The sequence below is a fragment of the Nocardia acididurans genome, assembly GCF_016741815.1.
Taxonomy (GTDB): domain Bacteria; phylum Actinomycetota; class Actinomycetes; order Mycobacteriales; family Mycobacteriaceae; genus Nocardia; species Nocardia acididurans.
Genome location: NZ_JAERRJ010000016.1, coordinates 64,962 through 85,169, shown reverse-complemented (window position 1 = coordinate 85,169; position 20,208 = coordinate 64,962). Strand labels below are relative to the sequence as shown.

General features: G+C 67.6%; 16 protein-coding genes. 10 read left to right on the top strand and 6 right to left on the bottom strand.

Going from position 1 to position 20,208, the window contains the following annotated elements; translation table 11 throughout:
• Window positions 1-4: 4 nt before the first annotated feature.
• From JK358_RS33970 to JK358_RS33960, 3 genes are read left to right on the top strand one after another with little or no spacing between them, the layout of a single operon-like run.
• A complete protein-coding gene (locus JK358_RS33970) occupies window positions 5-1,729 on the top strand; it encodes an FAD-dependent oxidoreductase (protein WP_307817874.1) in 1,725 nt (574 codons plus the stop codon).
• A complete protein-coding gene (locus JK358_RS33965; protein ID WP_372440782.1) occupies window positions 1,726-3,495 on the top strand; it encodes an AMP-dependent synthetase/ligase in 1,770 nt (589 codons plus the stop codon). Before JK358_RS33970 ends, JK358_RS33965 begins: the two co-directional genes overlap by 4 nt.
• 23 nt (window positions 3,496-3,518) lie before the next feature.
• On the top strand, window positions 3,519-5,012 hold the full coding sequence (locus JK358_RS33960) for a flavin-containing monooxygenase (protein ID WP_201955896.1): 1,494 nt from the start codon (window positions 3,519-3,521) through the stop codon (window positions 5,010-5,012).
• Between the two features lie 21 nt (window positions 5,013-5,033).
• Here JK358_RS33960 and JK358_RS33955 read toward each other — a convergent pair whose 3' ends face one another.
• Window positions 5,034-6,221 (bottom strand): serine hydrolase domain-containing protein, encoded by a 1,188-nt coding sequence (locus tag JK358_RS33955; protein WP_201955894.1) that lies wholly within the window; start codon window positions 6,219-6,221, stop codon window positions 5,034-5,036.
• A gap of 137 nt (window positions 6,222-6,358) precedes the next feature.
• Here JK358_RS33955 and JK358_RS33950 point away from each other — a divergent pair, with 137 nt between their 5' ends.
• Genes JK358_RS33950 through JK358_RS33940 form a run of 3 tightly spaced genes read left to right on the top strand, consistent with a single transcriptional unit; the run spans window position 6,359 to window position 9,048 of the window.
• Window positions 6,359-7,618, top strand: a complete 1,260-nt coding sequence (locus JK358_RS33950; protein WP_201955891.1) for a hypothetical protein — start codon at window positions 6,359-6,361, stop codon at window positions 7,616-7,618.
• A complete protein-coding gene (locus JK358_RS33945; protein WP_201955888.1) occupies window positions 7,576-8,022 on the top strand; it encodes a hypothetical protein in 447 nt (148 codons plus the stop codon). Before JK358_RS33950 ends, JK358_RS33945 begins: the two co-directional genes overlap by 43 nt.
• A gap of 6 nt (window positions 8,023-8,028) precedes the next feature.
• Window positions 8,029-9,048, top strand: a complete 1,020-nt coding sequence (locus tag JK358_RS33940) for a carboxymuconolactone decarboxylase family protein (RefSeq protein WP_201955886.1) — start codon at window positions 8,029-8,031, stop codon at window positions 9,046-9,048.
• Between the two features lie 76 nt (window positions 9,049-9,124).
• On the opposite strand, the gene JK358_RS33935 is transcribed toward JK358_RS33940, so the two are convergent.
• The 3 genes from JK358_RS33935 to JK358_RS33925 are packed head-to-tail and all read right to left on the bottom strand — an operon-like array spanning window position 9,125 to window position 12,975.
• The gene (locus tag JK358_RS33935; protein WP_201955883.1) at window positions 9,125-9,982 is read right to left on the bottom strand and encodes a hypothetical protein; all 858 of its coding nucleotides are present in this window, start codon (window positions 9,980-9,982) and stop codon (window positions 9,125-9,127) included.
• 4 nt (window positions 9,983-9,986) lie between these two features.
• The gene (locus tag JK358_RS33930; RefSeq protein WP_201955880.1) at window positions 9,987-11,207 is read right to left on the bottom strand and encodes an FG-GAP repeat domain-containing protein; all 1,221 of its coding nucleotides are present in this window, start codon (window positions 11,205-11,207) and stop codon (window positions 9,987-9,989) included.
• Between the two features lie 31 nt (window positions 11,208-11,238).
• Complete coding sequence (locus JK358_RS33925; RefSeq protein ID WP_201955877.1) at window positions 11,239-12,975, bottom strand: alpha/beta hydrolase family protein; 1,737 nt, start codon at window positions 12,973-12,975, stop codon at window positions 11,239-11,241.
• 223 nt (window positions 12,976-13,198) lie between these two features.
• On the opposite strand from JK358_RS33925, the gene JK358_RS33920 reads away from it, so the two are divergent.
• Window positions 13,199-13,645, top strand: a complete 447-nt coding sequence (locus JK358_RS33920) for a nitroreductase family deazaflavin-dependent oxidoreductase (protein ID WP_201955874.1) — start codon at window positions 13,199-13,201, stop codon at window positions 13,643-13,645.
• Here JK358_RS33920 and JK358_RS40530 read toward each other — a convergent pair.
• A complete protein-coding gene (locus JK358_RS40530; protein WP_201955860.1) occupies window positions 13,612-15,243 on the bottom strand; it encodes a GMC oxidoreductase in 1,632 nt (543 codons plus the stop codon). The two genes, JK358_RS33920 and JK358_RS40530, sit on opposite strands and share 34 nt — an antisense overlap.
• A gap of 176 nt (window positions 15,244-15,419) precedes the next feature.
• Window positions 15,420-16,454, bottom strand: a complete 1,035-nt coding sequence (locus JK358_RS33910; protein WP_201955857.1) for an AraC family transcriptional regulator — start codon at window positions 16,452-16,454, stop codon at window positions 15,420-15,422.
• A 208-nt stretch (window positions 16,455-16,662) separates the two neighbouring features.
• Here JK358_RS33910 and JK358_RS33905 point away from each other — a divergent pair, with 208 nt between their 5' ends.
• The 3 genes from JK358_RS33905 to JK358_RS33895 all read left to right on the top strand — a co-directional run bounded on the left by JK358_RS33905 (window position 16,663) and on the right by JK358_RS33895 (window position 20,195).
• Window positions 16,663-18,330 (top strand): alpha/beta fold hydrolase, encoded by a 1,668-nt coding sequence (locus JK358_RS33905; RefSeq protein WP_201955854.1) that lies wholly within the window; start codon window positions 16,663-16,665, stop codon window positions 18,328-18,330.
• A gap of 144 nt (window positions 18,331-18,474) precedes the next feature.
• Window positions 18,475-19,329 carry an MlaE family ABC transporter permease gene (locus tag JK358_RS33900; protein ID WP_201955844.1) on the top strand — a complete coding sequence of 285 codons (855 nt, stop codon included), beginning with the start codon at window positions 18,475-18,477 and terminating at the stop codon, window positions 19,327-19,329.
• On the top strand, window positions 19,329-20,195 hold the full coding sequence (locus JK358_RS33895) for an ABC transporter permease (RefSeq protein ID WP_201955841.1): 867 nt from the start codon (window positions 19,329-19,331) through the stop codon (window positions 20,193-20,195). Before JK358_RS33900 ends, JK358_RS33895 begins: the two co-directional genes overlap by 1 nt.
• The last annotated feature ends 13 nt before the right edge of the window (window positions 20,196-20,208 follow it).

The following is a 20,208-nucleotide window of genomic DNA, read 5'->3' as shown; positions in this document are numbered from 1 at the left end:
GGCAGTGACCACCGAGGGAGATATGACCGAAGGCTTCGACTTCGACTGGCTCGTCATCGGTTCGGGATTCGGCGGCAGCGTCGCGGCGCTGCGGCTGAGCGAAAAGGGCTATCGGGTAGCGGTATTGGAGGCAGGCGGCCGCTTCACCGATGCCGACCTCGCCGACAGCGCGGGCAAACCGCACCGGTACTACTTCCTGCCCGCGTTCGGCATGCGCGGCATCTTCCGGCCCACACTGTTCAAGGACGTCCTGGTGGCCTCCGGGGCGGGGGTCGGCGGCGGGTCGCTCGGCTACGCCAACACCCTGTACCGGCCCAAACCGGAATTCGCCGACCACCCGCAGTGGGCACACCTGGGCGACTGGCACACCGAACTCGCACCCCATTTCGATACCGCCGAACGCATGCTGGGCGTGGTCGCCTACGACCGTGACGATGCCGCCGACCAGCTGTTGCGGGAGTACGCGGACTCGCATGGCTGCGCGGATACCTATGCGCGCGCCCGCATCGGGGTGTTCCTCGGCCAGCCGGGGCGTCACATTCCCGGAAAGACCGTGCCGGACCCGTATTTCGGCGGCGCGGGCCCGGACCGGGCCGCCTGCGTGCGCTGCGGCGGCTGCATGCTGGGCTGCCCGCACAATGCCAAGAACACCGTGGAGAAGAACTACCTCTGGTTCGCCGAGCGCAACGGCTGCCGGATTCTGCCCGAACGCACGGTCACCGAGATAAGGCCGCTGGGCGATGCCGGCGGCAGCGACGGGTACGCGGTCGCCAGTGTCCACTCCGGCAGCTGGGTGCGTCGCGACCGCCGGACGCTGACCGCGCGCGGCGTGGTGGTGGCGGCCGGTGCACTGGGCACCAATCGACTACTGTTGCGCTGCAAGCTGTCCGGGTCGTTGCCACGACTGTCCGATCGGCTCGGCGAGCTGGTCCGCACGAACAGCGAATCCATCCTCGCCGTCACCGTGCCCGACGACAGCTACGACTTCGCCACGGGGGTCGCGCTCAGCTCGGGGATCGAACCCGACGTGAACACCCACATCCAGCCGCCGACCTACGGCGCCGACGGGGACATGATGTCGCTGCTGACGACCCTCGCAACCTCGCGCGGCAGCAGACGCACCCGGCCACTGTACTTTCTCACGACCGTGCTGCGTCATCCCCGGCAGTTGCTGCGCGTGGCCCGGATCCGGCACTCGTCGCGCCGCACCATGCTGCTGACCACGATGCAGTCGGTCGACGACTCGATTTCGCTGCGGGTACGGTTTCGGTTGCCGTCCGGGTATCCCGTCCTGACGACGAATCCCGACCCACAGCACCCGATTCCGAGCTTCATTCCGGCTGGATACCGGGCGGCGGAATGGATCGCGGCGAAAACCGGCGGGGTGGTGCGGGCCGCGGTGCCCGAGGCCATCTTGTCGATTCCGACGACCGCGCATTTCCTGGGCGGGGCGCCGATCGGGGACGGTCCCGCCACTGGCGTCGTCGACGCCCGGCACCGAGTGTTCGGTTACACCGGACTGTTGGTCTGCGACGGCGCGGCGATCCCGGCCAATGTGGGCGTCAATCCGAGTCTGACCATCACCGCGATGGCAGAGCGCGCCATGAGTTTCGTCCCGGCGAAACCGGGAGCCGCTCTGCCGCAACCGATTCGGTTCACCGCCGATTTCCCGACAGCGCCGGATGCGTCCGCGCCCTATCCCGCCGCACCCGATTCCGGAGAACAATGATGACCGTCACCGCCCGAACACTGTGCGAGGCCTTCCAGGCCACGGCGAGCACGGACCCCGACGCGGTGGCGCTGCGCACCGCCGACAACGCCACCGTCATCACCTGGCGCGACTACGCCGCGCGGGTGCGACGCATTGCAGCGGGACTGGTGGCCCTGGGCGTCCGTCCCGGCGACACCGTCGGGCTGATGTTGAGCAACCGGCCCGAATTCCATGTCATCGACACCGCGGTGCTGCACACCGGCGCGATCCCGTTCTCCATCTACAACACCAATCCCCCCGAGAAGATCCATCAGCTGTTCGCCAATGCCGAGAACCGGATCGTCCTGTGCGAAGCGCAGTTCGTGGACGCGCTCACCGCCGCACAGGCCATGGGCGGCACGGTGGAGCGCCTCGTCTGCCTGGACGCGGTGGGCGGCTTCATGACGTTGGCGGAGCTGGAGGCCGCGGGCGATCCCGGCTTCGAATTCGAATCCACCTGGCGGGCAGTGAATCCCGATGCCCCGGCCACTATCATCTACACCTCCGGCACCACCGGGCCACCCAAGGGCGTGGAACTGACACACACCAATGTGCTCGCTGTGCACCGGGCGGTCGACGCCACGGCCGGATTGAGTCCCGCCGACGAGATGATCTCCTATCTGCCCGACGCCCATGCGGCCAACCGCATGCTGTGCCATTACGCGAGCCAGATTTTCGGCGTCCGGATCGCCGCGCTCGACGATCTGCGGCAGATCCGGGATGCGCTGATCACCGTGCGGCCCACCGTCTTCCTGGGCGTGCCACAGACCTGGTACCGGCTGAAGTCGGCCATCGAGGCGGGCATCGCGGAGCGGTCCGCGCTCGAGCAGCGCCTCGCGACCTGGGCGCTGGGCGTGGGCGCTGAGGTGGCGCGGCGGACCTCGGCCGGCATACCGATCCCGGCCGCGCTGCGGCTGCGGCATGCCGTCGCCGAACAGTTGGTGCTGTCCACACTGCGCGCCGCCTTGGGCCTGGACCGCTCTCGCGTGGCCATCTCCGGTGCCGCCCCGATCGCCCCCGAGGCGCACGAGTTCGTCCTCGGATTGGGTGTGCAGGTCTTGGAGACCTGGGGTATGTCCGAATGCGCGGCCGTCGCGACGCTCAATCCGCCCGATGCCTGGCGCATCGGCACCGTGGGCCCGGCCATCGCGACCTGTGAGATCGCCGTGGCCGAGGACGGCGAACTGCTCATCCGCGGTCCCATGGTCATGCCCCGCTACCGCAATGACCCGGAGCAATCCGCGGCGGCGATCGACGCCGACGGCTGGTTGCACAGCGGCGATATCGGCACCGTGGACGCCGACGGCTATTACCGCATCGTAGGGCGCAAGAAGGAGCTCATCATCAATGCCGGCGGAAAGAACATGTCCCCCACCGTCATCGAGGGCGCGCTGCGGGTGGCGTGCCCGCTGCTCGGCCAGGTCGTAGCCATCGGTGACGGCCGTCCTCATGTGACGGCCCTGGTCACCCTCGACCCCGACGCCGCGGCGGCGCACGCCGCCCAGCACGGTAGAGCCGATGCCACGGTGGCCGCGCTCGCGGCCGACCCGGAAATCCACAAGCTCGTCGAAGAAGCTGTGGCGCAGGCGAATTCGAAGCTATCCCGAGTCGAGCAGATCAGGGACTTCACCATCGTCCCCGAGGTCTGGGAGCCGGGCGGTGAGCTCGTCACGCCGACCCTGAAGCTCAGGCGAGGGCCGATCGCCGAACACTACGCCGACGACATCGCGCGCATGTACCCGTAAAACCCGTCCTACAGGAGCCAGTCATGAAACTCGATCACGAAGTGGTGATCATCGGTGCGGGATTCTCCGGCATCGGCGCGGCGATCAAGCTGAAACAGAACGGGATCGACGATTTTGTCATCCTCGACGGCCGCGACGGCATCGGCGGCGTCTGGCACGTGAACACCTATCCCGGCGTCGCGGTCGACATCACCTCGTTCACGTATTCGTTCTCGTTCGAACCGAACCCGGACTGGTCGCGGGTGTTCGCGCCGGGCGCGGAGCTCGCGCGCTATGCCGAGCACTGTGCCGACAAGTACGGGCTACGCCCGCATCTGCGCATGAACACGAAGGTGACGGCCGCGGAATGGGATGAGGAACAGCACTTCTGGCGGATCCGGCTGGCCGGCGGGCGCGACCTCACCACCCGGTTCATGATCACCGCCACCGGCGGGCTCACCCAGCCCAAGCGCCCCGATATCGACGGGCTCGCGGACTTCACCGGCGCGGTCGTGCATACCGCCGAATGGGATCACGCGCTCGATCTGCGTGGCCGCCGAGTCGCGGTCATCGGCACGGGAGCCTCTGCGCTACAGCTGATTCCGGCCATCGCGGACGACACCGAGCAGCTGACGGTCTATCAGCGCACCCCCATCTGGGTGTTCCCGAAATTCGACTTCGCGCTGCCCGCCCCGGTGCGACGGCTGTTCCGCGCCGCGCCCATCACCCAGCGGTCCATCCGGGCGGTCACCACCGCGCTCTCGGAAGTCATCATGGTCGCGGCCATCTCGTACCAGCGCGACTTCCCCATCGTCACCCGCGGCATCGAAGCCGTCTGCCGCCGGCATCTGCACCGGCAGGTCCCCGATCCCGCGCTGCGCGAGAAGTTGCAGCCGGGATACGGTTTCGGCTGCAAGCGACCCTCGTTCTCGAACACCTACCTGAAGTCCTTCACCCGCCCGGACGTGGATCTCGAGACCGTCGGCATCGAGCGCATCACGCCGACCGGCATTCGCACCCGAGACGGCCGTGAGCAGCGCTTCGACGTGCTGGTGCTGGCCACCGGATTCAAGGTGTTCGAGCCCGGCAACCTCCCGAGCTTCCCGATCATCGGCAGGGACGGACGCGATCTGGGCAAGTTCTGGGAGACCGAACGCTTTCAGGCATACGAGGGCACCAGCGTGCCGAAGATGCCGAACCTGTGGATGGTGCTCGGACCGTACTCGTTCACCGGCAACTCCTGGTTCGCCATGATCGAGTACCAGACCACCCACGCCCTACGCTGCATCACCGCGGCGCGGCAGCGGGGCGCGACCGCGGTGGAGGTCACCCAGCAGGCCAATGACGAGTTCTTTCAGCAGATTCTGCGACGACAGCGGCACGCGGTGTTCTTCAACAGCAACTGCGCCTCGGCCAACAGCTACTATTTCGACGCACACGGCGACGCGCCGTTCGTCCGGCCGTCGTTCACGGCGGAGGCCTCCTGGCGGGCACGCCGGTTTCCCATGCGGCACTACACATTCCGAGAGGCCGTCTGATCTCCGGCGCGCCGGCCCGGGTCAGGGCCGGCGCACGCCGAAGACGGTCTCGAACAGGTCCCGGCAGCGCACATCGCCATTGATGGTGAGCCCCAAGCGATTCGGTACATAACCAAAGGCGAGGCCGGTGGCCGGATCCGCGAAGCCGAGCGCCCCGCCGAGCCCCGGGGCGCCGTACGCGCGGTGATCGGCGGAACCGAACGCGAAGCGCGAGCACGAGCGCCGAAAGCCCAGGTGGAAGCGAGTTTGCACCCGCAGCACCGCATCCCGCTCGGCGGGGCCGCTGGGACCGGCCATACGACGCAGAATGCCCTCGCCGACAGGCAGCTTCGGGGCCGCGGTGACGGCGGCGGCGTAGAGGCGGGCCAGCGATCGGGCATTCCCGATGCCATTGCTGCCGCACACCTCCACGCCGACCAGATCGGGCCGGTCGAAACGCTCGGGCATTCCGAGGTCGGGGCTGAGCGTGCTGCGATAGAAGTCGCCCCGCCGGACCAGCAGCTCGATCCCCAACCGCCACGCAATATCTCGTTCATGCCGGAGGTCGAGGCCGCCGGTGCGCACGAGCGTGGCAAGCCGGGCCAGCCGTTGCGGGCCGGCCGAACCGATACTGAAGTCGAGATCGAGGGGGCCGGCGATATCCTCGGCCAGCACCTGCCCGATGGTGCGCCCGCGCGGATCCGCCCGGCGCACCAGTTCGTTCAGGAACAGCCCGAACGAGATGGTGTGATATCCCTGCCGGCCGCCCGGCGCCCAGGCAGGCCGCTGCTCGGCCAGCACCGCCGCGACGCGGTCGAGGTCGGCCAGGTCCGCGATCGTCAGCCGGGGACCGTGCAGGGCGTGCAGCGCGGCGCGGTGGTCGAGCAGGTCGCGCACGGTGATGGCCGCCTTGCCGTGCGCGCCGAATTCCGGCCAGTAGCGTGCCACGGGCTGCTCGTAGTCCAGGTGGCCCGCCGCGACCAGGGTGGCGACGACCAGTGCGGCAACGCCCTTGGTGCACGAGTAAACAGGTGCCAGCGTGTCACGCTCCCAGGGCAGTCGGCGCGCGCGGTCGCGATATCCCGCCCACAGGTCGACCAGCGGCTTCTCGCCGTCGTACACCGCCACCGCGGCGCCCACCTCGCCGCGTTCGGCGAAGTTGCGGCGGAAGGCATCGACGGTCTTCCCGTAGCCGTCCTCGGCGTGCCCGTGAATAACCAGTTCTCTCATCGTCAAACGAGCGTACGACCGCTGACGACCGTGCGGCCGGAAGTGTCAAGGAGTTGGCGCGCAGGGCGAAATGGCCATTGTCTCAGACAATTTACCGTGAGGTGATCCGACGCACTCGAAGACGAGCAGGAGCGATCATGGCCATATCCCGCAACGACGCCGAATCCATCCCCGATCGCGAGGAAACCGTCGTCCGGACCGACGGCGACATCGAACTCAGGCACATCAGACTGTATTCGCCACTTCCACCGGACTTTCCGGAACACCCGGCGGGAATCGACCATCTGCACTACGTCCGCTACCGGCTGACCACCGGTCCGCACGTGGCCACCGACGCCGACGCCATCCTCCTCATGCAGCCGGGCAACTGGGCCGGGCCCTACTCCTTCGACGGGATCGCGCGCACCACCCTGCGCCAGGCCGCGGCCCGAGGCCGCGCGGTGGAAGTGTGGGCGCTGGCCCGGCGCGGCGAGGGCGCCACCGACAACACCGGAATCGAAAGCGCCCGCGCGGCAGAGGATCCGGAGGTCGCCTTCGATTACTACTACCGGGGCAAACCGATCGACGGCAAGACCTTCGCCGGCTTCACCAGCAGCCGCGAACTGCCCTACCTGGCGCATCTGGGATTCGTCACCGCCGTCAGGGACACCCACGAGGTGCTCACCCGCGAGATTCCGGACCGCGAGATCAGCCGGGCGAAGGCGTTCGTCGGCGGCCATTCGGCGGGCGGCCCGGTGGCGGGCGCCTTCGGCGCATGGGATTTCGACGGCACACCAGGCCACGAACTGGTACGCGGGTTCATCGCCCTGGATTCCGGGGTCATCGTCGACGGCGGCGCGCTGACGCGACCGTTCCGTCGACCGGCGACCCTGATCGGCGCACCCCTGTACCGGTTCGCCCTGGCCATGCTGCGCAGCGGACGGCTCCCGCGTGCCTGGGACGCCCTACCCATGATGAGCCCCGAATTCCTCTACGCGCTAAGACTTCTGGGCCTCTACGCATACTTCGCGCCGGACCGCGATATCTCAGTCCTGCGCGAGGCCAGAAGCCTCGTCGACACCGACCGCGTCCGCAATCTGGTGTGGGAGATCGCGATCCGCGTGTCGCTCGCGCAAACCTGGCGACAGGCCCTCACCGGACGGCCGGATCCCTTGCAGCGCAGGCTGACCGGTGCGGCGGCCATGGGCACGATCCTGGGCAGCGGTTACGGCGTGCACCCGCTGCGGGTCTCGATGGGACGGCTTACGGGCGGGCCGGTGCGCAAACGCACCTTCCCGGTACCGCCGGTCGCATGGCGCATACCCGGCGCGGGCTTCGCCCTGCGGGCACTGTGGGGCGGCCGCTGGAAGCCGCCGTGGATCCGGATCTGCTCTACGCCTGGGACGACAGCACCGTAGATGATGAAAACGTAGTCGCACTCCGCGATTTCGCCCGTGCGTGCATGGGCGGCCCGGTCGGGATCATGGAGCCCTACCATCCCACGCGCTTCACCTTGGAAATGCTCCTCACCGCACTGGGCGTACGCAGCGGCGAGCTGGCACACATCAAACATGAGAAGACCCTGGAGTCCAAACCCCTCGTGACGATCCTCGAGGGCGGCGTCATGCCGGGCTCCGGCCGGATGCCTACGATGCCGCCCCGGCTGACCCGCCGCATTCCGTTCAACCTGGGCACCGTTCATTTCGTCCCCGGCTATTCGCATTCCGACATCGTCTGCGGATCGCCGCGCACGGACGGTTCACCCGAGCCCGTCGCCGCGCATCTGACCGACTTCATCATCGCGAACACCGAAGGCAAGTGAACACACATGTCCGACAACGATTCTCGCTGGCGCATCCCGTCCGGTCGGCGGGTTGCGCCCATCGTCCGGCTGCCCGGGCAACCCGAAATGCTCAGCAACGCACTGAGTCTGGCCCGTCAGCCCTGGTCGCTGGCCGCCGCGTGTGCCGGCGTCGCAGGCGGCAGCTACCTCCAGCCGCGCGGTATGCGAGCGGCCCATCGCGAAATCATCATCGCTCGGACCGCCTGGAACGTAGGCGGCTATTTCCCGTATGCAGCGCACAATCCAGCCGCCGCCCTGGCCGCGTTCCGCGCCGGGGGACAACAGGCGATTCAGAACGGTCCCACCGATTCCGGCTGGCGGCCCCGCGAGGCAGTACTGCTGCGGATCGTCGACGAGTTGCAGCGGGACTTCGATCTGTCCCGCGCCACCCGGGACACGGCGGCTCGGTATTTCACGCCGCGTCAGATCGTGAACATCGCCGCGCAGGTCGGTCTGTACGAGACGGTGACGATGACCTTCGGCAGCCTGGGCTTCATTCCACTGCGCAGCATGTGGCGGCTGGTGCGCACGGGTGAGACCGCCGGAATCGAATGTATGACGACCGAGGGGCGACGCGACCCGCGGCCGGTTCGCACCGAATCCGGCGCGAACCCGGAGCGGTCGGTACCCGGCTGGGCGCTTACCGACCCGGAACTGCACGCGACGGTCACCTCGGTACACCCGTTGATCGCGTTGCTGCTGCCGTTCTTCACCCGGGCGGCGGCATGGGTCAGCACACTGCCCGCGTCGGATGCCGCCGCGATCATGCGGCAACTGGATGCGCACTTCGGGGGCGCACCCGAGTCCGGCGGATTCGTCTCCGCACGCACTGAACTACTGCGGGAACTGGTCGCCGAACTGCATACCGGCCGCTTCATCGAGGACGAAACCTGGGGCGCGGCCAAGAAGTTCTTCGATGACCGGGAGTTGATCGACGTCTGCGCCCTCACCGGCGCCTACCGCGCGCAGTATCTGATGGCCCGTGCCGCCGCACCGGGCGACTGATCCTACGTCATACGAAAAGTGTTGCGGTGGTGGGGATTCCACCACCGCACCGCCTTTTGGTCGCCGGTCCCCGACCTCAGTTGAGGAAGCGGAAGCAGGCGCGCTGCCCGCCGTCACCCACCGTCGCCGACGACATGCACACCATCCGGTACTCCTTGGCCGGTTTCTGCGAGAGAATGCCGTAGAGGTAGCCGTTGGAGCACGCCTGTGCGAGCGGATGCACCTCCTGCTCACCGGATTTCGTCTCGAATACCACCGCGCCCTCGGCACAGTGCGCATCGATGAACGGGGCCAGATCGGCCAGCCATCCGATGGTCAGGATGTTCCACTCCGGATTCACCGCCCAGGTCGCGCCGTCGTAGGTGACGCCGGCCGGGAACTGATTGGTGTGCTTGAAGTCGAAGCCCAGGATCTGGGCATTGAAGTTGAACGGCGGCAGCAGCGGCGGCGCGGCCACGGTGGCGTCGTTCGGGAACCGGAAGCAGTTCTCCGTGCGCTGCACCGGCGAGTCCGGGGTGCGCCCCTGTGCGGCCACCTCCACCACGGCGCAGACCTCCGCGTAGTCGCCCGACGGCTTGCTCGCGATCGCCAGGTAGGGGAACGGCAGGCCGCAGGAGCTGCCCACCTGGACTTCCTCCTTGGCGCCGCCCTTCGTCTCGAAGACGAACTTGCCTGTGGCGCAGGTGTTATCGAACGGCGTCGCATCGGCGAGGATGCCGATGATCCCGGCATTGATGCCCGGTGTCAGGGTGACGATGTCGCCGTCGAACAGCGCCCCGCTCGGCACGGTTGTGAAGTGGTTGACGCTGGTGCCGCCCAGGCTGGTGCCGAAGGACAGCGTCGGCTCGAGCGCCCGGGCGCCCGGTGCGCCGACGATCGCCGCGGCCAGGAACGCGCCGGCCGCGATGACCGCCGCGAGAAGAGTATTGCGCACTGCCTCAGCCTCTTTCGTTACCGCGATTGACCATGACCGCCACGTCCTCGGACAGGCTGGACATGCTGATGACTTCCGGCCGCCCGTCACCGGTCAGGTCGACGGCCGCCATGGCCTGCGGCCCCAAGCCGATGGTGTGCTGCTCGACATAGTCGAATCCGCGGCGGCCGTTGCCCTTGAAGATCATCGCGGTGGACGGAACGTACTGTCCCGCAGCGATATCCGGGATGCCATCGCCGTCGAAATCGCCGACCGCAACCGCGCACGGCGCGGCGGCCGGGCCGATCAATTGCGGCGGGCCGAAATTGCCGCGCCCGTCGCCCCAGTGCACGCTGGCGCTGAAGCCCGCGATATTGGCGGTGAGCAGATCCAGGTTGCCGTCGCCGTCGGCGTCGGCCAGCTTCAGATCCTCACTGGGCAGTGCCGCGAGATTCCAACGGGGAGCGGCGAATCCACCATTACGATCGTTGACCATGACCCACACGCCGGAGGTCCCCAGATCATGGAAGGCCAGATCGGCGTAGCCGTCGTTGTCCACGTCACCGGCCACCACACTGGCCTTGCCGAGGCCGACGCCGCGCCATTGCGGCACGCCGAAGTGTCCCTGACCGTCACCGCGCATAATGCCCACCCCGCCGGGCACCGGCACCAGATTGTTGAACGCCAGGTCCACCGCGCCGTCATTGTCGAAGTCGGCCAGCGCGACACCGAACGGAATGCCGCCGGTGCGGTAGCTGACATCGGGATTGAAGTCGGTAGCGTAGGTGCGATCCACGTGAAATACGCCGCGACCGTCATTGAGCAGCACCGAGATGCTCAGGAAGTTGGTGACCACCAGATCGGATGCACCATCCCCGTTCAGATCCGCGGTGTGTACCGCGTTCGCGCCTACCTCGGTGTGCACGAACTGATTTCGTCGCAGCCGCCCGGTGCCGTCGCCGAACAGGATGCCGGTCCCGTCGACCACGCCGGTGGCCGCCACATCCATGTTCCCGTCTCCGTTGAAGTCGGCGTACGCCATGGTCTGCGATCCCACGGCGGGTCCGAGGCCGCCCACGTTGTACTGCGCCGATTCCCCGAACAGCGGGTTCGCGCCCTCCGAGGAACCCGAGCTGGATCCCGCACCGGATCCGGTCGGCGCGGCCACCGCCGTCCCGCTCGTGACCGCGCCGAGGGACAGTGCGACAACCACACCGGCGGCCCAAAGCCGTTGTGCTCCAGACATGTAGAACCTTTCTGAACCTTCGCGCAACCATTCAGCTCTGTGGCGTGCAGGTGTAGCGCGGCCGACCGTTGAGCGCGTCGATGAACCACTCGGGCCGCAGGACCTGGCCGATGGAGGCTCGATCGGGGACCCGCATGCACAGGGTCGGGCCGGCGATGCCCTGGGGCGAGTACTCGCTGGCGAAAGCCCGTGACAGGCCGTCGCGCGGCTTGCTCAGCGAATCGCAGGCGGCGGTGTCCGCATCGGGCCGGCCGTAGCAGTTGAACCAGGCCATCGAGTAGTCCACCGACAGCGCGGGGGATTTGATGTTGCGCGGGATGCCGACCCAGTTGATGGAGTCGCCGTGACTGCCGCTCTCGTACACGATGGTCTGCACCGGAGCTGCCGTGCCGCCGTTCACGATGTTGTGGTGGCGGTCCATGGTGCCGAACGGTCCATCGGTGGCGTTGAAGAACGGCTGATAGAAGTTGGTGATGCCGTAGCCGGACAGCCCCGGTATATCCAGGTCGGCGGTCTGCATCTGGAGGGGAACGTCGGTGACCAGTGCGGTGTATCCGGACATGACCGACGCCGATCTGACGCGCGGCAGCGGGCGGCCGTCGATGCCGTACCCCTTGACCTGCCAGTTCAGGTAGTTGGAGGTGCCGACCGCGCCGACGGACTGACCGAACAGGCTGACCCAGTTCAGGTCCATTCTGTCGAGCCACGGATTGCTCATATTCGCGCCGCCCGCCGTCTCGTAGGCCGGGTTCTGCCGGTTCACGCGCGGGACCATCAGGATGTTGTTGAGCTCGTTGCCCAGATCGATGACCGGGGTGATGGGCTCGTTGAACACCCAGCGCACCGCGTCCTGGACATCGCGGCAGGAACCCGGTGCGAAGCAGTCCGCCACGCTGAGCACCGGCAGCACCATGTCGAGGGCGTTGCCGTCACTGTCGGGCTGACCGGACTGGCCGAAGGTGACGGTCATGAACCCGTTGCGGGCGGCGGACTGCGCGTACATGCCGATGTGGTTCATCGATTCCGCCGCACCGGGCGCGCCGACGGCCACCGGATACTTCCGATCGGATTCCATTGCGCCGTAGGGCATCCACACCATGGCGGCCATGGAAATGCCGCGCGAGTTGATGATCCGGAATTTCTGGACGTCACCGAGTTTGAAGTCCGCGCCGGAATCGCCGGGAGCGCATGCGCCGGACGTGGTTTCGTACCAGACGCTGCCATCGGGGTTCATGCACGGGTAGCGGAACTTGGCGCTGTTGTACTCGGGACGGTCGTATTCGCCATCGAGCAGGGTGTCGGATTCGAACCCGGGCAGCAATTGCCCGGCGGTGTCGGCGATGCCGAACTTGCCGTCGTGATTCCAATCCGGCAGGTAATCCGGGTGCGGTGGGAAACCGATACCGGCCGGCTCGACATGGGCGAGGGTGTCGAAAATCTTCTGCGCCGCGCTCGCGAGCCGGAAGGCTGAATCGGGTGAGTTGTAGGTCTCCGGTTTGGCGAGATCCTCGAAAGCCTCGGTCCAGTTGCCGGCCGCGGTCATGATTCCGGCCTTGACGAAATAGTCGAGCATGCCGGGGCGCATCACGTCGGTGACGGTGCCGCCCAGGATCTCCACCACCTGATTCAGCACATAGGCCGGGTCGGGCGGCTGCGGGCTGAAATCTGTTTCCGCCGCGGCCGGTGTCAACCCGCTCCCGGCTACGGCGAGCGACGCCACCGCGGTCACGGTGCATACGGCGCGGGCTAGTCGACGGGAGTATTCCACCCGGTCCTCCTGATGTGACGCGAACAACAAACCTGCCAGGAAACGCTAAGACGCCGCCGATCGAGACGGTGCGCCATTAGGTGCCAGGAGGTTGACATCTGCGGACAACCAAGATCATGGCGGGAAACATCATCAGGCTGACCGCGATGGACGTGGCCGGCCGCGCAATCCACCGATAGTTTCGGTGCGCCGGCGAACAGAAATCTGGAGGGTGGAATCGACCATGGCGCAGGAAAATACGCGGGACGCGGGAAATGCGCGGGGCACTGCGGAATCGGCGGCAACGGGTGCACGGGGTATCGCCCCCCGCTGGCTGCCCGCATTCAATCGCCGGGTCACCAATCGCATTGCCCGGCTCTACGCCGGAAAGCTGCCGCCCTACAGCGTGATCCAGCATCGGGGCCGGAAATCCGGTCAACCGTTCGCCACCCCGGTGGTCGCGCACTTCGCCGACGGCAGGTTGTATGTGCCGCTGCCCTACGGCACCGGTTCGGACTGGGTGCGCAATGTGCTGGCGGCGGACGGCGGCGAGGTGACCTACCGCCGCCGCACCCGCCCCTTCACCCGGCCGCGGATTGTGGACGCCGCCGCGGCGGGCGAATTGCCCAGGCGGGTGCGGCGTTACACCCGCCTGGTTCATCTGCTGGTCGCGGACCTGGCCGAGGGCTGATCGGCAGCCTGGGCCTGGGGTATCTGCGCCATGGCGGCCTCCGTCATGGCGCAGATGGTCAAGCTCGGATTGACGCCCACATTGGCCGGCACTGCCGATCCGTCGCACACCAGCAGGTTGGTGTATCCGAACACCCGATGGTGCCGGTCGATCACCCCGTGCTCACGGTCCGCGCCGATGACCGCGCCGCCCAGGAAGTGCGCCGTCATAGGTGCGGAGCCCAAGGTTTCGCCGAGCGAGGCGAGCGGACGGCCGCCCATCTTGCGTGCCGCCAGCGACGCTACCCGCCGCGCGACATCCACGGCCGACGCGCCGCCGGGCGGCGCGCCCGCCGATTCGGTCTGCAATCGTCCGGGACCGAATCCCTTACGCAGGCGCAGAGATACGTCGGTTCCGCGCATGACCGTGAAGATGATGGTGCGTCGCGACCAGCGCCCGCGGCGCAGCAGGCTCAGCAGGTAGCCGGGATAGCGCAGCAGGAACTGCCCCCAGCGCCCGAGCGCGGTGCGCGCGGTGGTGGCGGGACCGTAGGACAGAGCCAGTAGCCCGCCGCCGTCGCCGTAGGTGTTGTTGGTGACATGCGTGTGCTCGTCGAGGAAGATGCTCGACGTGATGGCCACGTCGCTGCGATAGTCCGCGTCGGGTGCCGAGGTGGTCGCGGCCGGGATGGATTCGTCGTTGGTGCGCACCACCTCACCGAGCCGGTCCGACAGCTCGGGCAGGGAACCGGAACGTTTGCAGGCGGCGAGCAGTTCATTGGTTCCTAGAGTCCCTGCCGCGACCACCACCCCACGGGCGGTGAATTCCCTTGCACCACTGGGGAACAGGCCGGGCCGACGGGCCCGTAGCCGGAAGCCCCACTCCCCCTGGCCGCCGCCCAGGGGTGCGATGTCGACCACCTTCAGATCGGCCAGCACCGAGGTCCCGGCCCGTTCCGCCAGCCACAGATAGTTCTTGGGCAGGCTGTTCTTCGCGCCGTAGCGGCAGCCCAGCATGCATTGACCACAGCGCACACACCCGGTCCGGTCCGGGCCCGCGCCATCGAAATACGGGTCCGGCACGGTCTTTCCGTCCTCGCCGAAGAACACCGCGACGGGAGTACGCCGATATCCTTCCGGCACACCGAGTTCGGCGGCCAGCTCACGCATGAGCCCGTCGACGGGGCGAGCATCGACGGACGGTAGCACCCCGAACATGTGCAGCGCTGTCTCGAAGTGGGGTGCCAGTTCCGCACGCCAGTCGGCCAAGTCGGCCCACTGCGGATGGCGATAGAACTCGTCGCCCTGCGGCTGGTACATGGTGTTCGCGTAGACCAGGCTGCCGCCGCCGACACCCACCCCGGCCAGCACGGTCGCGTGCCGGTAGGGGGCCAGGCGCAGGATTCCGCGCAGCCCGAGACCGGGCAGCCACAGGAATTTGCCGAGCTGCGTGGCCTTCTCGGCGAAATCGCGGTCCTCGAAGCGGCGGCCCTGTTCGACCACGCCGACCCGGTACCCCTTCTCGGACAACCGCAGCGCCGCGACGCTGGCTCCGAACCCGCTGCCGACGACGAGCCAGTCGAAGTCGAAATCCTGGTGTCCAGGTAGGGAATTGTCCACGTCGCAACCTCCGCGCTTCCGATTTTCCGGCACCGTATCCGGGGTTTCCCAGACACGGCCAGAGCAGGCGCGGACGCCCGGTTGATACTTTCAGCCAGGAACACGCGTACGCCGCCGAGAGCGGCGACGGCCGATTTCCCGGCGGGAAGGGCGAATTCGCATGGTGATCAGACGAGCTATGCCACCCGGCCGGTGGGGCGCATGTGCCGTGCCCGGTATTCCCGGGGCGGGCAGCCCTTCCAGCGCCGGAACGCCCGGATGAAGGAGGCCGACTCGGCATAGCCCAGCCGCGCGGCGACCTGCTCGGTGGTCATATCGGTATGTTCGAGCAGCTCCTCCGAGAGCAGTTGCCGCACCTCGTCCAGCAGCGCACGAAAGGACGTGCCCTCCTCGTTGAGCCGCCTCGACAGCGTGCGCGAGCTGATGAACAACTGGGCCGCCACCTCCGCCTGATCGGGGATCCGGCCCGGTTCGCGCACCAGCAGATCGCGCACCGCACCGGCGATCCCGGTGCGGGCCTGGCGGCGGCTCAACAGATCCCGGCACAATTGTTCGCAGGTGGCGCGCGCCCACTCATTGGCCTGCGGCAACGGTATGTCCAGGTAGGCACGGTCGAACGCGGCCTCGTTGCGTGGCGCGCCGAAGATCGGTTCGATGCCGAATACCTCACGGTGGCGCTCGGTGTCGGCCGGGCCATCGTGCCGGAAGGCGACCCGGTGCAGCGGAACTCCGGCCGAGAACAGCTCCCGGCCGATCATCTGAATGCCGGTGAGCACCCGTTCGGTCAAGAACGCGCGCACATCCGCGGGGACTTCGTGATCGTCGAAGACCAGCCGCGCCTCGGTCTCGGTCTCCTCGAATTCGAGCTGCCCGAATGCGAAGGCCAGTTCCACGTAGCGCAGTGCCACCTCGACCGAATCGCGCAGGGTGCGACTGCTGAGCATGGCCAGGCCCCAGGGGCCGTACAGGGAGATGTGATACCGGCTGCCCGCCTCCACACCCAATCCCGGTTCCTGTCCGAAGCGCGTGACCAGATTGCGCACCACCGTCAGTTCCTGGCGAGCGGTGACCTCGGAGCTGGGGTCGATGATCGCTTCCGGTGACAGGCCCGTCCCGGACAGACAGGCCGCCGCGGACATCCCACGCTCCTCCGCGAGTCGCGTCATGATGTGCACGCTGGAGGTGTTTCTCAGCAGATCCCAGTCGAACATATGCCCGTAGTCCTCATCGACGTCCTAGCAGCTCCACACAAGCAGCTGTACCGGACAGTATCGGAGCATTCCCCCGCACTCGACAAGGGTGGACAGAATATGGACTCTTCCCGCCTCATTTGCACCGGTCAGGACGCTGCGCCGGGCTTCGTGCCTAATCTTTGCGCACAGCCCCGAGAGAGCAGGGGCAAAGGGAAGGTTGTGCACAGTGCGCAAAGAAGAGGTGCTGGAGCGCGCGGGCGGCGTCCTGTTGACCATGGTGACCCATGCGGTTCCCCTGCCCGACGGATTCCCGGCGCACCCGGCCGAGTGCGACCAACTGCGGCACCTGCGGGTCCGGCTCGCCGAGATGCCCGACGACCCGGCCCGCGCCGACGCCGTGATCGCGCTGTTGCCCGGCGCGATAGCCGGCGCGCGGTCCTTGGAACCGTTGGCTCGCAATACGGTTCGCAATCTGCACGCCGCCGGAACGCGCGCCGAGGTGTGGGTGCTGGACCGCCGCGCCAACGGAGTCGAGGACCATTCCGCCATCGAGGTGGCCATGGCCGAGGGCGACTACCATCTCGCCTTCGACTACTTCTGGGGCGGGCGGCGAGTGGGCGGACGGGTCTTCGACGGCTTCCGCGCCGATCGCGAGCTCGGCTACCTCGCGGAATTCGGGATGGCCCGCACGATCGAGGACGCGCACACGGTGCTGACCCGGGAGTTGCCGGACGCCGATGCGCGCGCCCGGAAATTGTTCCTGGGCGGGCATTCACTCGGCGGCATCCAGGCCGGGACCTACGCCGCCTGGGATTTCGACGGACGCCCGGGCCATGAGCAGATCGCCGGGCTCATCGCGCTGGACACCGTCACGCATCTGGATCCGCTGCGGCTCACCGCCCGCCCGCGACTGGCCGCGCCGCTGGGCGCGCTGGCGCGGACCGTGGAGCGCGCGCCGATCGCCATGCGCCGCGGATTCGCGCCGCGCAGTACCGCGGTCATGAAGGGCGGCTGGGGGAATGCCGAGGCCTTCGCGCTCGTCGCCGCGATCGGCGCGGCGGCCACCCTCGCACCGCACGAGGAATCCGACATTCTGCGATTGCTGCCCGAACAGGGCACCGCCGCCAAAGCACTGCGCGGGTCGACGGCCCGCACCTGGCGCGAATACCTCACCCGCACACCGGACTACCGTGATCTGCGTGTCACGAATCAGGCACTGCTCGGACTGATCGGCGGAGCGCACACCTCGATGAATTTCGCGATCCTGTCGATGAGCTGCGGCACGCTCGACAGTGACGCGGTCGCACCGCGCAGTTTCCCGATGACCTTCGAGGCCGGGCAGCGGCGCGGCATCGGCCCGCTGTATCAGGCCGTGTGCGGTAGCGCCCCGCGCTACAGTCCCACCTCCTTCGACACGCTGTACCGCTGGCGGGACTACGACCGCTGCGGAACCCCGGACGCCCCAGCGCAATTCACCGGCACCGGGGTACCGATGGCCACGGCGGAAACCGAAGTGGTCAGCATCGTGGAGCTGGCGAAGATGCTCGCCGGGGGACGGCTCAACGTCTTCGAGGACTACTTCCCCACCCGGCAGCAGCTCGACGCCGTGGCCGCCCTCGGTGGCTGCCGCACCGGATCGCTGACTCCCATCAAGCATGTAGCCGCAGCGGCGCGGCTGCCGTTCGTCAACCTGATGGGCGGATCCAGTTTCACGCGGGTGCTGTCGCGCTGGAATGTCTTCCCCGATGAGCACGTGCACTGGTTCCCCGGATATCTGCACTGCGATGTGGCGGCGGGCGCGCATCCGCGCGCGGACGGGAGTCCCGAACCGATTGCCGCGGCCCTGACCGCGTTCATCCGGACTCATACACCTTCGGCATCAAAGGCCTCCTAGGTGGTTTCGATCATGGTCGGAAAAGGTCAACGGCGTGGCTGACCGTGTCATGGGCGGGACGGCCCGCACTGCATAGCGTTCACCAGGACTCCGTCCGATCGGTTGCTTCCGAATTGCCGAGCGGCGGACAAGGGAGGACACCATATGCAGCCAGAGTCGGCGGCCCCGCCCCGAGGCGGTACGACCACGGCCCTGCGGATCGTCCGCAAGAACTTCACCGACGTCGGGATCTCGAGCCTGCGCACCTTCGGACGAACAGTCGATCTGGGTGCCGAAGCCCTCCGAGGCGGCTGCGCCGATATCATCGCGCGGAAGTTCCAGTGGCGCGAAACGCTGTACCAGGCCTGGTATCTGATCACCGTGACGGCCCTGCCCGCCATCCTGATGGCCGTGCCCTTCGGGGTGGTCGTGTCGGTGCAGGTGGGCAATCTGATCCATCAACTGGGCGCGGATTCGCTCATCGGCGCGGCCGGCGGGCTCGGCGTCATCCAGCAGGGCGCGCCCATCGCGACGGGATTGCTGCTGGGCGGCGCAGGAGCCTCGGCCATAGCCTCGGATCTGGGAGCGCGCACGGTGCGCGAGGAGATCGACGCACTGCGTGTGATGGGTATCAGCCCGGTCCATCGGCTGGTGATTCCCCGGGTCACGGCCATGGTGCTGGTGGCCCCGCTGCTCAATATCTTGATCATCTTCGTGGGCATCATGGCCGGATACTTCGTGGCCATCGGCGCGCAGAATGTGACCCCCGGCAGCTACTGGGCGACCTTTGGGGCGTTCACCGTGCTCACCGATGTGTGGATCTCATTGGCCAAGGCCGTGCTGTTCGGGTTCCTCGTGGTGATCGTCGCGTGCCAGCGCGGCCTCGAGGCGCGCGGCGGGCCGCGCGGCGTGGCCGACGGGGTGAACGCGGCCGTGGTGCTGTCGGTAGCCGCGATCATCGTGGTCAATCTGGCTATCACCCAGGTGGTCAGCATGTTCCTTCCGATGCGGGTGGCATGATGGCGGCTACTCCATACGTACCCAGGGGATTTCGCACCGCGAGCCGACTGGCCCGCAACCCTGGCAAGGCCCTCGCCCCGCTGGAGGGGGCCGGGTTCGCCCTCGGGTTCACCTGGGAGGCGCTGGCGGGAATCCCGTTGACGCTGCGGCGATATCGCTCCGAAACCCTGCGCGCCGTGACCGATATGACCTGGGGACGCGGCTCTTTCATCGTGGGCGGCGGCACGGTGCCGATGCTGGTGGTGCTCGGCGTGGCCATCGGTGCGGGGGTGGGCATTCAAGCCTTCGCCGCGCTGGATCTGATCGGGCTCGGCTCGATGTCCGGCGTGGTGTCGGCCTTCGCCAACACCCGTGAGCTGGCGCCCATCGCCGCCGCCATCGGGTTCGCCGCGCAGGCGGGCTGCCGCATGACGGCCGAGATCGGGGCCATGCGCATTTCGGAGGAGATCGACGCCCTCGAATCCCTTGGCCTGCGGTCGATTCCGTTCGTGGTGACGACCCGGGTCATCGCCGGGGCGGTGGCCATCGTGCCGACCTTCCTCATCGCGCTCATCCTGTCGTATCTGGCCTGTGGCGCGGTGATCGTGCTGCTGCACGGTCAGGCCGGCGGAGTCTACGGCCACTACTTCTCCCAGTTCACCAGCGGCTACGACATCGCCGCCGCGGTGCTCAAGATTCTGGTGTTCGGGGTCGCGGTGATCCTGATCCACTGCTACTACGGCTTTTTCGCCACCGGCGGGCCGCAGGGCGTCGGCATCGCCTCGGGTCGTGCGGTGCGTGCCAGCTTCGTGGCGGTCATCGGTTTGGACATGGTGCTGACGCTGCTGCTGTGGGGCGTCAATTCCTCGATCGAATTCCCGGGGTGAGCGGTGCCGAACT